Below are 13,190 nucleotides of genomic sequence, written 5' to 3'. Positions count from 1 at the left end.
TCCCAAGAATCTAAATCTGTTCCTAAATGTCCACCAGCATTTCCACCTTCAACAACAAGAGCATCTGCTCCTAGTTTTTCAGCTATTTTAGCTAGTTTTAATGATGAAACTATTGGAACTAATTTAGTTTCTGTATTTTTAACCATATCAAATACATCTCTAGAGAACCCAGCTCCACATATAATCATATCAACTTTTTCTTCAATAGAAGCTTTTACTAAGTCAGCAAAATTTGAAGCTGCTACCATTATATTTACACCTAATGCTCCACCTTTATTTATAATATTTTTTTTAGCTTTTTTTATTTCTTCTTTTAATTCGTCAATGGGTAATGCTGTTGCAGCAATAACTCCAACTCCGCCTTCATTAGCTACAGCAGCAGCCAATCTTGACATTGAAGCCTTAATTGCCATTCCTCCTTGTATTATAGGAATATCTATTTCTAAGTCGCCTATTCTAACCATTATTGCCCCCTTAAAAAATAATTTATGAATAAATTATAACACCTGTAAGAGGATAAGTAAAGAATTAAATTACAAGTGTTTTTATTTGAATTCTAATGTTAAAAGAACGTTAAGAAAATTGACATTTCTTTAAAATAATATAAGATATTAGTATATTTAGTAATCTTAGGAGGAAATTTCGTGGCTGAAGTAATTTTAAAAAAAGTAGAAAAAGAATATCCAAATGGATTTAAAGCAGTTCATAAAATAGATTTAAATATAAAAGATGGAGAATTTATGGTTTTTGTTGGACCATCTGGATGTGCTAAGTCGACTACCCTTAGAATGATTGCAGGACTTGAAGATATAACGGACGGAGAAATTTATATCGGGAATAAATTAGTGAACAATTTAGAACCAAAAGATAGAGGAATTGCAATGGTTTTTCAAAATTATGCTCTTTATCCTCATATGACAGTTTATGAAAATATGGCATTTGGTTTAAAAATGGCAAAAGTTCCAAAAATAGAAATAGATAAAAGAGTAAAGGAAGCTGCAGAAAAATTAGAAATTACAGATTTGCTTGATAGAAAACCTAAGGAAATGTCTGGAGGACAAAGACAAAGGGTAGCAGTCGGAAGAGCTATTGTTAGAAAGCCAGATGTTTTCTTGTTTGATGAGCCTTTATCGAATTTAGATGCAAAATTAAGAGTTTCTATGAGAGTTAGAATAACTCAATTACATAAACAACTAAAAGCTGAAGGACAAACTGCAACGATGATTTATGTAACTCATGATCAAGTTGAGGCAATGACAATGGGAGATAGAATTTGTGTTCTAAATTATGGTAAAATTATGCAAGTAGATACTCCTTTAAATTTATATAACTTTCCTAAAAATAAATTTGTTGCAGGATTTATAGGGTCTCCATCTATGAACTTAGTAGAAGCTATTCTATTAGAAGAAAATAATGCTTTCTTTGTAGTTTTAGATAATGATATGAAACTTCCCCTACCTACTGAAAAATTTGAAAGAGTAAAATCCTATGTTGGTAAAAAAATATGGTTTGGAATTAGACCAGAAAATATAGGAAATAAATTAACTAATCCAGAAGAAAGTCCTAAAAAAATTATAGGAAAAGTAAATATAGTAGAACAAATGGGAAATGAAGAATTTATACATTTTTCAATCGGAAAAACTCAATACTCATCTAGAGTAGCTGTTGAAAATTCATGCAATTTACAATTTGGGAATATAAGTGAATTTTATTTTGATATGGATAAATGTCATATATTTGATTTCGAAACAGAAGAAAATGTAAGTTTAATAAACTAAATATATGCATTAAATAATTATCATTTATTTTTATAATAAAAACGTTTGAAAGTTGCTGTTTTTTTTGGTATTATACTTATAATTTAAATATTAAAATAAATTATCGAGGAGAGTTAATAGTACAATGATTACAGCAGATTTGCTAACTGATATTTTAACGTATGTTCTTACAATAATAGGAATTTTAAATCCATTTGGAAATGTTCCACTATTTATGACGCTGACAAAAGAACAAAAACCAGAAGTTAGAAAAAAAATGTACAATGCAATAGTATTGAGTGGTTTTGGAATTGTAACAGGCTTTATAATAGCTGGAGATTTTTTTATGAATTATCTTTATAAAATAGGAATGAATGAATTAAGAGTAGCTGGTGGAATGATTTTAATTATAGTAGCTTTTAGAAATCTATTGGGATTAGGAGCTTCTAAAGAGAGCACAGGATCTCAGATGAGTGAAAAGGATGCTATAAGGTATGCAATAACTCCACTAACATTTCCTATGTTAGTAGGACCAGGAACAATATCAACAGTTATGATTATCCATAAAGAAGCAGGAGCAATCATAGCTATTGGGGCAGTTGCAATAACATTTTTAATAATGAAATTTTTATTTACAATTTCAAATTGGTTAGATAAAATTTTTGGAGAAGTTGTATTGTTTGTATTGTCTAGAGTAATGCAAATATTTATAATGGCAGCAGGAGTAAAATTGATATCTACAGGAATCAAAGGAATGTTTTTATAATTTTAAATTATCATAAGGTTGGGGAAAAAATGATTGATCAATCATTTTTTCCCCAATTATTTTAAAATAATATTTTTATAAGTAATAAAGCTGAAATAATTTGAATAGCTCCAACAGAAAGTCCATAGATTGAAGCTTTTGGCCCTTGTGCTACTAGTTCTGCTATTTTAACTCTCATTCCGATTCCGGCAAGAGCAATAATCTCAAACTTAGCTGAAACAATCTTAAAAATTTTAGAGATACTAACTGGAATAAATCCTAAAGAGAATAGAGCACAAAGAATAAAAAATCCAATTATATACCATGGAACTCCTAACTTCTTTTTACTTTCAGTAGCATAAGCTTCCTTTTTTAGGGCGAATTCTGTATCATCCGCAAACTCTTTAGTTTCAACTGTTGAATGTCTTTTTGTAAACCACATTACTACAAATACTAAGAATACAATTCTTACAATTTTAAAGATGGTAGCCATTTCTAAAACATCATGATTTACCATACTTCCAGCGGCTATAACCTGACCAACAGATTGTAGAATACCACCTAATAACGCAGAAGTTGGAATTGTACTAGAATTAAAAAAATATTCTGCTACTGGAATTAAAATAAACATTAAAATAGTTCCTGTCAAATTAACTATAGTTATAGAGATTCCTTTTTCAGCATCCTCAGCCTTTATAGCAGGAGCAGTAGCTCCTATTGCAGATGATCCACAAACGGCATTTCCACTGGCCATTAGTGACTGAAATTTCTTTGAGAACCCTAGTTTTTTACCAATTAAGATAGCAACAAATATAGTAATAACCATTTGAGAAATAATAAATCCTACTCCTGAAAAACCAAGTTTAAAAATAGTTTTTACACTAAGTGTTCCACCTAAAAGAACTATAGAATAAGATAATAAGTCACTTTCAGAGAATTTTGATCCAGGAGCAAATTTATCTGATTTCGCAACTGTATTTCCCACTAAAAGTCCTAAAAATATAGCTAATGGTGCTCCACCTATTGAAGGAATAAAAGTTCCTAGGTACAGACCTAATTGGGCTAAAATAATACAAATAATTAATCCGGGAATTATAGATTTAATAGATTTAAAAATATTCATAATGTCAATCTCCTTAATTTCTGTTCTGAATTTCTGTTATAGTCAATATTGTATCATAGAAATAAAAAAATGCCCAGTATTAAAACTGGGCATTAACTACTAATTACTTAGTTTTTATGTTAGAAGCTTGTGGACCTTTAGCTCCTTGAGTGATATCGAAAGTTACTTCTTCTCCCTCAGTTAATTTCTTAAATCCGTCTTTTTGGATTTGAGAGAAGTGAGCAAATACATCTTGTCCATCCTCAGCAGTTATAAATCCAAACCCTTTTTCATCATTGAACCATTTAACAATACCTTTCATTAAATCCTCCTTAAATCTATCAAAACTTTGTGTAGATTATTATTCCACACTCTTCATTATATAATACTTTTACTCATATTTCAAGCTAAAATATTAAAATAAATATTCAAATTATAAATGTGTATTATCAGTTCTATAACTAGACTAATTGTGATTAATTTGATTATTCGTTGTAGTATAAGTTTTCTGTAGGGAACACAGGATCACAAGTAACATCTATTCCTAATTTTCTAAGAGTTTGTTCATCATTCTTTCCTAAAATACTAGTAGAATGTATTTGAGCACCTTTAAGTTGACCTAATTTATTCATAGCTATTTGTGCCATAGGGTTAGTTGAAGCAGAAATAGTTAACGCTATTAACATCTCTTCACAATCTAATCCTACAGATTTACTTTGTAAAGTTTTAGCTTTTAAACTAAGAATTGGTTCTATGATTACAGGTGAAATCAAATGAATTTCATCTGTAATTCCAGCTATATGTTTTAAAGAATTAATTAATGCAGCCGCAGTAGCATCCATTATTTCAGATTTTTTACCAGTTAAAATAGCTCCACTTACAAGTTCTATAGCTACTGATGAACATAAATCTTTTTTGTCATTAGTTCCTTTTTGGTTAGCTAAATGTTCTCTAGCTGCAGCAACTACTTTTCTGTCAGATTCTTTTAAGTTAAGCTCTTCCATTATAAGTTTTGCTCTTTGTGCGGTATCTTTATCCACATAACCTTTTTTATATTCACAACCTGTTTTAAAGTATCTTCTAATTATTTCTTGTTCAGATGCTCTTCTAACAACTTCGTCATCTATAATTCCAAATCCAACTCTGTTTACTCCCATATCTGTAGGAGATTTATATACTGATTCTTTTCCAGTTATTTTTTCTATAATTCTTCTTAAAACAGGGAAAGCCTCTATATCACGATTATAATTTACAGAACTCTCTCCGTAATAATCTAAATGGAATGAATCTATCATATTTACATCTTTTAAATCCACTGTTGCAGCTTCATAAGCTATATTTAATGGATGTTTTAATGGTACATTCCAAACTGGGAATGTTTCAAATTTTGAATATCCAGCAACATTACCTCTTTTGTTTTCATGATAAAGTTGGCTAAGACAAGTAGCTAATTTTCCACTTCCAGGCCCTGGAGCAGTAACAACAACTATAGGTTTTGTTGTTTCAATATATGGATTTTGACCATATCCTTCATCACTAACAATAGTATCAACATCTGTTGGGTATCCTTTTGTAGCTCTATGTTGATAAACTTTAATCCCTCTACGTTCAAGTTTGTTAATAAAAACTGTAGTAGCTGGTTGATTATCAAATCTTGTTATAACAACACTGTTTACTTCAAGTTCACGTTCTCTTAAATCATCTATTAATCTTAGAACATCCATATCATAAGTTATTCCAAAATCTCCTCTGATCTTATTACGCTCAATATCTCCTGCGTAGACACAAATGATAACTTCAACTTTTTCTTTTAATTTTTGAAGAAGTTTTATTTTTGCGTTCTCATCAAATCCAGGTAGAACTCTCTTTGCATGTAAGTCAAATAACAGTTTCCCACCGAACTCAAGATAAAGTTTATCGTAGTTATTAACTCTCTCTAAAATGTATTTTGATTGTTCCTCAAGATATTTGTTATGATCAAATCCTATTTTCATGACTTACCCCTCTTTATTATTTTTAATCGATTTTTGACTCTATATCGTAACATAGGTTTATAAAAAAATCTACTATTTTTTTATTCCATTTTAATGATACTACCGCTTATACCAGATATAGGTGAGAGAACTTCTAGCTTTCTAGGAACTCTTGTTTTGAGTTCTTCAACATGAGAAATTATGCCAACTTTAATCTTTTCATGTTCTTTTATGTGTTCTAAAGATTCAATTACTTTATCTAAAAGCTTAGTATCCAATGTTCCAAATCCTTCGTCTAAAAAGAAAAATTCCAGTTGAGTTTTACCCTTGAGTTGAATTTGATTTGAGAGTGCAAGAGCAAGGGCAAGCGAAACTAAAAATGTCTCTCCACCAGATAAAGTCGCAGCTCTTCTTTCTATTCCACCATTAAAATTATCCACAATTAAAAAATCAGTATTCTCATCAACAACAAGTCCATATTTTCCCTTTGTTATATTATTTAATCTTTTAGAGGCCATAAACACAATATTTTTAAGTTTATTAAGAGATAAAAATTTAATAAATTTTTTCCCTTTAAATAATCCAGATAAGCTTTCGTATTCATAATCTTTTTTCATTATTTTATCAAGATCTTTTTGTAGTTCTTGAGCTATATTTTTTGATTTTTCAGCTTCAATAATTTCTCTGTTTTTTAGTAAAATTTCATTTTTTAAACTTTCTAAATCATTTTCATTTTCGTTTTTTTGAGAAACTAATAAAAGATACTCTTCCTCTGTTACTTCTTCGCCTGACAATTTTTCTTCTAATGATTTAATTTTCAAGTTATTTTCAGTTACTCTTTCTGAAAAATCTTTTAACCAGTTTCTTACTCTTTCTTCTTCTGTCAAGGAAATTGAACATTGTACAGATTGATCATGAGAGATACTGTCTATTAGTTTTTCATCTTTTTCAATGATTACTTGAATTGTTGCAAGATCTAAATTATTTTGATTAATAACCTCCTTTATTTCATCTTTTTTTTCTGATACTTTTTTTAAGTTTATCTCTTCCAAAGAAATCTTTTTTTCAAGTTCAATTTTTTCTTTCTCAAAGCTTAAAAGTTCCAAATATTTTAGTTCAAGTTCTTCAAAAGAAATGGAATTATATTCAGATGGTAATTCTTTTAAATTTGAATTTAAATTCTTAGATTTTTCTAGCAAATATTCGTGGTTTTTCTCTTCAATTTCCTTTTTTTCTAATAAAAATTTCATCTTTTCTTCACACTGAGAAAGCAATATTTTATATTCTGAAAGTTTATTTTGTAGTATATTCTTATTCTTGTTGTTATTATTTAAATTTGTTTTTTCAATCTCTATATTTTCATTTGTTTTATCTAACTCTAATTTAATTGATAGCAATTTTTCATCAAATTCTTTTGATATTTCTTCTGATGGTGAAGGGTGATGATTTGAACCACAAACGGGACAAGCCTCTCCTTCTTTTAAATTTTGTGCTAATTCTTTAGTTATTTTACTTTTGTACTCTGTATTTTCATAATTTAATTTTAAAATTGAACTTTTTTCTCTTAAATTTTGTAATTCTTTATCATCATTTTTTTCTAAAATTTCTAATTTTTCATTTATTTTAGATATTTCTTCTTGGGTTTCTATTATTTTTAATTCTCCAGTTTTAATTCTACTGATTGTATCTGTAGTAGTTCTAAAAGAAGTCTCAATCTCCTTTGAAATTTGATTGATTTCTTTTTTTAAAATTTTAGATTTATTTAAAAGTTCTCTTTTTTCAGGATTTACAGTTATTAAATCCTTTTGATTTTGAAGAGAGATTTTTCTTTCATTTATATTTTTATAATTTGTTTCAATTTCATTAAGAAAATTAGTATTTTTTTTTAAAGAAAAAAAGAAATTATGTTCTTTATTTTTCTTTAGGGCGAATTCATGAATGTTAGTAATAGTTTCAAAATCCGAAATCAGTTTTTCATAATTATATTTTATAGGCTCTTCTTCTTTTATCTTTTCTCTAAGCTTATTCTCGGTATTTTTTTCTTTGCATAACTCATATATCTTCTTTTTTTTCTCATATATTTCTTCAAATTCTTTATTTCTTTGTTGAATTAGCTCTTTTTTCTTTTCTAGATCTTCTAGTTCTTGTTTCCTTGTCTCCAATTCTTCCTCTGTTATATTTCCATTTGAAGTTAGTTGTGTTTTTATAATTAAAATTTCATTACTCAATTGATCTCTTACTTTTTTTATTTTATTTAAAAGAATTTCTCCATATATTTCCATATTAAAAATTTTTTCCAGCATATCGGCCTTTGAAGCCCCTTTAAGTTTTAAAAATTCACTAAATTTACCTTGTGGCAGAACGACAGTTCTTGTAAAGTCAGCCATTTCTAATCCAAGAATTGACTTTACAACTTCTGTTACAGAACTAGCTTTATCTTCTATAATATCTTTATTTTTAATAATCTTAGCTTTTTGAACTCCTAATTCATTTTGATTACGTTTTTTAGGCATTGTTCTTTCTATTCTATAGAAATCTTCCCCAATCATAAATTCAAAAGCAACATAAATCTTTTCAGAATTTATATTCAATAAATGAAATAATTTGTCATCTCTTGATTCTAATATCCTAACTACATCTCCATAAAGAGCTAAAGTCATTGCATCTAGTATTGTAGACTTTCCACTTCCTGTTTCTCCAAATATTCCAAATATTCCATGTTCTATAAGTCTTTGAAAATCTATAACTTGTTTTTCTTGAAAGCTTTGCAGTCCCTCTATTTCTAATTTTATGGGTCTCATTTATTCATCCTCCCCAACAAGCTCTAAAAATATATCCATAATTTCTAATGGAGGCTCTATCCCCTTTTCCTCAATATAAAATCTTTCAAATGCTTTAGAAATACTTTCAGAAGTATAATCTATTTCTAACCCCTCTTTGTCTGAGGTAAAATTTATTTGCGGTATTATCTCTACAACATTCTTATTTTTCAATATCTCATGCACCTCATGACTCTCTAGTGCTCTTTCACTATTTATTATAAGATATATCCACTCATCTTTCTCTTCTAGCTCTTTTGATTTATTTAAAGCTTCATCTATACTTTTAACTATATATTTTTTGATTGGTTTATAATTATCAATTTCAATTTCTTTTATAGTTGTTTTATCTTTTGAAATCTCTGCAGTTAAAACCTTTTTAGAATATTTATTTTCTGTAAGTCTATACTCTATTGGAGAGCCAGAATATGCAATATTTCTATCTTTGAATATCATTGATCTATGGATATGCCCAAGAGCAGTATAACTTGCTTGTGGCATGTCATCTAAAGAAACAGCTAAACTTCCACCAAGTTCAATACTCCTCTCATCTCCATCCCCTTTAGAACCATTCACATAGATATGAGTCATAACTACTGAAGGTAAATCTTTGGTATTCATTTTAAGCCCCTCTGTAATTATTTCTCCTATTCTTTTGCTGTAACTTATATTATTATCATTAAATTCTTCGTTTAAACTTTTTTCACTTGGATATGGAAGAGCATATAAAAAAATCTTTTCTCCTGAAATTTCTAATTCTATTGATCCTTCATTTGATTCTAAAATATAAAGATCTCCATATTTTCCAATGTTTTTTCTTTCGAAAGGTTTTTCAAAGACTATGATTCCAAACTTTTGTAGAATCTCTTGACTCGCTATTAGTTTTTCTGGATTGTCATGATTTCCAGGAATTATTATTATTCCTCTTTTTCCATTATTTGACAATCTTTCCATGCTTGTATAAAATAATTTCTCAGCTTCAACTGGAGGATTTGGAACATCATAAATATCTCCTGAAATCAAAATTAAATCAATTTCTTCTCCGTTTACTATTAAATTTAATGAGTCCAAAAATTTTATTTGTTCATCTATTCTACTGTTACCCTCTAATTTTTTTCCAAGATGCCAATCTGAAGTATGAAGTATTTTCACTTCTCATCTCTCCTTTGATTTTTATTACAATTATACACTATTTAAAATAAAAAAAAAAACAGGAGCTAAAAAGCCCCCGTTTTCCATAATATTATAATGCTTGTTTAACTTCTTCTTTAACTTTTTCAGCCGCATTATCTACAGCTTTATTTATGTCTTCCATAGTTCCTTTATTTTCAGCTGGTTTAGCTTCTTCAGTTGGAGCTGGAGTTTCAGCTGGTTTAGCTTCTTCAGTTGGAGCTGGAGTCTCAGCTGGTTTAGCAGGTGCCTCAGCTGCTGGTTTTGTTTCAACTGGTTTTGTTTCTTCTTTTTTTCCACTACATGCGAATAATGATAATGCCACCAATAACATTCCTACCATTTTAAATTTGTTTTTCATAATTAAACCCTCCTTAGCTTTAAAAAAAATTATATGTACTATTGTAAGGAAAAAAAGTGCGATTTCCTTCTATATTTTTAAAAAAATTTTTATTTTTTTTAAAAATGTTGATTCATACTATGTTTTGGTGTAATATTTATTTAATAAAAAAATTTATTCGGGGGGATTTTATGAGTTTTTTAATTGAGAAGTTTCTTGAGTATGTAAAAGTCGATACAACATCAAATGCTAACAGCGCTTCATGTCCAAGTACTGAAATCCAATTTGATTTAGCAAATATTATTGTTAAAGATTTAGAATTATTAGGGTTAAAAGATATATCTTTAGATGAGAATGGGTATATCATGGCTACTCTTCCTAGTAACTGTAATGAAAATATTCCAACAATTGGTTTTATAGCACATATAGATACAGCCCCTTCATTTAATGGGACTTCTGTAAATCCAAGAATCATTGAAAATTATTCTGGAGAAGATATTGTTTTAAATTCTAAAGATAATATAATCATGTCTCTTAAGGATTTTCCAGAACTTTCTAGCTATGCAGGACAAAATCTTATTGTAACTGATGGGACAACACTTCTTGGTGCTGACGACAAAGCTGGTATTGTTGAAATTTTAACAGCTATTAAATATTTAAATGAACACCCAGAAATTAAGCACGGAACTATTAAAATCGGATTTACTCCAGATGAAGAGATTGGAAGAGGAGCAAACCATTTCGACGTAGAAAAATTTGGTGCTGAATTTGCTTATACAGTAGATGGTGGAGAATTAGGAGAATTAGAATATGAGAACTTCAATGCTGCCAGTGTAAAGGTAAAAATTACAGGAAGAAATATTCATCCTGGTTCATCTAAAAATAAAATGATTAACTCTATTTTAATTGGAATGGAATTAAACTCTTTACTTCCTGTTGATCAAAGACCTGAGTATACAGGGCATTACGAAGGTTTCTTCCTGTTGACAGATATCAAGGGAGATGTAGAACATACAGAGATGGAATATATAATCAGAGATCATTCTATGGAAAAATTTAATACTAAAAAAAATCTGATGACATCAAGTATTGAATTTTTAGAGAATAAGTACCCTGATGCTAGAATAAAAATAGAAATAAAAGATAGCTATTACAATATGAAAGAGAAAATTGAACCTGTTTATCATATTATTGAACTAGCTAAAAAATCAATGGAAGATGTAGGAGTTGTTCCAAAAATAAAACCTATTAGAGGTGGAACTGATGGTGCAAGACTTTCATTTAAAGGTCTTCCATGTCCAAATATTTTTACAGGTGGACACAATTTCCATGGGAAGTTTGAATATATTTCAGTTCAATCTATGGAAAAAGCTGTTCAAGTTATTGTGAAAATTATTCAAAACTTATCGAAATAATAAAGAGGATTTATATAGATATCTTCAAATACTATAGACATAGGTTATGATTCCTAAATAAAAAAAGGAAGTGATTAAAAGTGAAAAAAATAGTTATACTGCTGTCTCTATGTCTTTCTTTAACTGCTTTTGCTAGTAAAATGGAAAAACAATTAGAAAAAGAATTAGAATCTAAGTATGGAGCTTTAAATGATGGAAAAGTTACACTTCATATTCATGAGTATGATGTTGATTTAGAGCATAACAAAATTAAAGTTGAACTTGAGATTAAAGGAAAAGATGGACTAAAAACTTTTGATGAGATGGATAAAGCTAAATTTGACGAAGTAGCTGGAAATATTGCTAAATATGTTAAAGATCAAACTAAAAAAACTTTACCTGTAGAAGTTATAGTTAAAGTTGATGAAGATTTTGTGGAACATAAATATCCTTATAATAAAACTTTCTAAATTAAAAATAATCGAATTTCAAGTTATTCTTGAAATTCGATTATTTTATTTTTTGATTTAACCGCATATGTTACAAATGAAACCAATGGAATAAGATATAAATAAAAAGAATATCCAATATAAGAAAGTCCACTTAATCCCATCATAGTTGCAGGAATCATTCCAGCAATATTCCAAGGAATAAGCGCTGATACTACTATTCCAGTATTTTCTATATCTATAGCTAGTTCTTCTTTTGGAATTTCTTTTTTTTCATAAATTTTACCCATTATCTCATTTGTCATAACTACTGCAATAGATTGATTACATCCTAGAGCAGCTGTAACTAAACTAACAATCAACGTACTTAAAAAAATTTTTCCCCTGCTTTTAATACTCATGAGTACTTTATCAAAATTATTTAATATTTCTAATTTTTCTATTACCCCTGATAATGAGCAAGAAATAAAAACTATCAAACATGCCTTCCAAACTGAGATTAATCCTCCACCTTTTATAATTAAAGCTAAAGGAACGTCTCTATTTAAAGTAAATCCCAAAATTATAGACCTCATAAAATCTAGGAAACTATAATTTTGAATAAATTTTCCAATAATTATTGCCATTACAATACTAGCTAGCATAGAAATTTTTACGTTTATTTTAAATATTGCACAAATTAGAATTACCATAACAGGTAAAAAAACTAACGGAGTTATTGTAAAATTTTCTTGAATTTGTTGAATAAGGGGGTTTTCTTGTAGAATTACACTTTCTTTTTCAGCTAATAAATTATATAGAAAAGCCGTAAGTAAAAAGGGAATTGTCCCCGTCCTAAACATATTTTTTATGTTTGTATAAAGATTTGTTTCTGTTAAAGTAGCTATCAAATTAGCACTCGAAGAGACTGGAGAACATCTGTCACCAAAATAAACTCCTGAAAGAATAGCTCCTCCAGCTATATTAGGATCTACACCAATTCCTCTTCCAACTGCTATAATGGCTATTCCAATCGTTCCAGCTGTTCCTAAAGAACTTCCCAATAAAAATGAAGCTGCTGACGAAATAAAAAAAGCTAATACATAAAAATATGAGGGATTCATAAATTTTATTCCATAATAAACTATTCCTGGAATTGTTCCAGAATTTATCCAAAGAGACGATACTATTCCAACTAAAAAAAATATTTGAATAACTAAAAAAGATTTTTTACCTTTTAAATAAGCAATTTTAACAATTTCATCCAAAGAATTACCTTTTTTCATAGCTAATAATGAAGATATAATTAAAACTAAAGTAATTCCAATTCCAATATTAAACTCCCCATAATATGAGACTGCGAGTGCTATAAATACAACTAAAATTCCAAATAAATTTTTCATCCATCACCTCTTTAATATAATTCTTTTTACAAGTGTACTTCATAACTCCGAAATATAGA

The 13,190-nt window shown here is 28.5% G+C and carries 12 protein-coding genes; 4 read left to right on the top strand and 8 right to left on the bottom strand.

All coding sequences use genetic code 11. The features are described 5' to 3' along the window. A partial coding sequence (locus H3N56_RS03700; RefSeq protein ID WP_185879963.1) for a nitronate monooxygenase family protein occupies positions 1-464 on the bottom strand: 464 nt, incomplete at its 3' end. 180 nt (positions 465-644) lie between these two features. On the opposite strand from H3N56_RS03700, the gene H3N56_RS03695 reads away from it, so the two are divergent. Both H3N56_RS03695 and H3N56_RS03690 read left to right on the top strand, forming a co-directional pair. Continuing rightward, complete coding sequence (locus tag H3N56_RS03695; RefSeq protein ID WP_185879962.1) at positions 645-1,778, top strand: sn-glycerol-3-phosphate ABC transporter ATP-binding protein UgpC; 1,134 nt, start codon at positions 645-647, stop codon at positions 1,776-1,778. 124 nt (positions 1,779-1,902) lie between these two features. Continuing rightward, a complete protein-coding gene (locus tag H3N56_RS03690) occupies positions 1,903-2,523 on the top strand; it encodes a MarC family protein (RefSeq protein ID WP_185879961.1) in 621 nt (206 codons plus the stop codon). Between the two features lie 61 nt (positions 2,524-2,584). Here the strand turns inward: H3N56_RS03690 and H3N56_RS03685 are convergent, their stop codons facing one another. From H3N56_RS03685 to H3N56_RS03660, 6 genes are all read right to left on the bottom strand, one after another. Further along, complete coding sequence (locus tag H3N56_RS03685; protein ID WP_185879960.1) at positions 2,585-3,625, bottom strand: YeiH family protein; 1,041 nt, start codon at positions 3,623-3,625, stop codon at positions 2,585-2,587. Between the two features lie 103 nt (positions 3,626-3,728). Continuing rightward, entirely contained in the window at positions 3,729-3,926 is a 198-nt protein-coding gene (locus tag H3N56_RS03680; RefSeq protein WP_185879959.1) for a cold shock domain-containing protein, read from the bottom strand. 163 nt (positions 3,927-4,089) lie between these two features. Then, positions 4,090-5,598, bottom strand: coding sequence for a DUF1846 domain-containing protein (locus tag H3N56_RS03675; protein ID WP_185879958.1), 1,509 nt, complete (start codon positions 5,596-5,598; stop codon positions 4,090-4,092). Between the two features lie 80 nt (positions 5,599-5,678). Beyond that, positions 5,679-8,378, bottom strand: a complete 2,700-nt coding sequence (locus H3N56_RS03670; RefSeq protein ID WP_185879957.1) for an AAA family ATPase — start codon at positions 8,376-8,378, stop codon at positions 5,679-5,681. Then, positions 8,379-9,548: an exonuclease subunit SbcD gene (locus tag H3N56_RS03665; RefSeq protein WP_185879956.1), complete on the bottom strand. Its 1,170-nt coding sequence runs from the start codon at positions 9,546-9,548 to the stop codon at positions 8,379-8,381. A 91-nt stretch (positions 9,549-9,639) separates the two neighbouring features. Next, the gene (locus H3N56_RS03660) at positions 9,640-9,927 is read right to left on the bottom strand and encodes a hypothetical protein (RefSeq protein WP_185879955.1); all 288 of its coding nucleotides are present in this window, start codon (positions 9,925-9,927) and stop codon (positions 9,640-9,642) included. 170 nt (positions 9,928-10,097) lie between these two features. On the opposite strand from H3N56_RS03660, the gene pepT reads away from it, so the two are divergent. Together pepT and H3N56_RS03650 are read left to right on the top strand one after the other, a co-directional pair. Then, a complete protein-coding gene (gene pepT, locus H3N56_RS03655; protein WP_185879954.1) occupies positions 10,098-11,321 on the top strand; it encodes a peptidase T in 1,224 nt (407 codons plus the stop codon). Between the two features lie 80 nt (positions 11,322-11,401). Continuing rightward, positions 11,402-11,770 carry a hypothetical protein gene (locus H3N56_RS03650; RefSeq protein WP_185879953.1) on the top strand — a complete coding sequence of 123 codons (369 nt, stop codon included), beginning with the start codon at positions 11,402-11,404 and terminating at the stop codon, positions 11,768-11,770. A 23-nt stretch (positions 11,771-11,793) separates the two neighbouring features. Here the strand turns inward: H3N56_RS03650 and H3N56_RS03645 are convergent, their stop codons facing one another. Next, positions 11,794-13,131, bottom strand: coding sequence for a Na+/H+ antiporter NhaC family protein (locus H3N56_RS03645; protein ID WP_185879952.1), 1,338 nt, complete (start codon positions 13,129-13,131; stop codon positions 11,794-11,796). Positions 13,132-13,190: the final 59 nt, after the last annotated feature.

It is taken from the genome of Cetobacterium sp. 2A, assembly GCF_014250685.1.
In the GTDB taxonomy this organism is placed as follows: Bacteria; Fusobacteriota; Fusobacteriia; order Fusobacteriales; family Fusobacteriaceae; genus Cetobacterium.
This window is presented reverse-complemented; position numbering and strand designations above follow the sequence as displayed.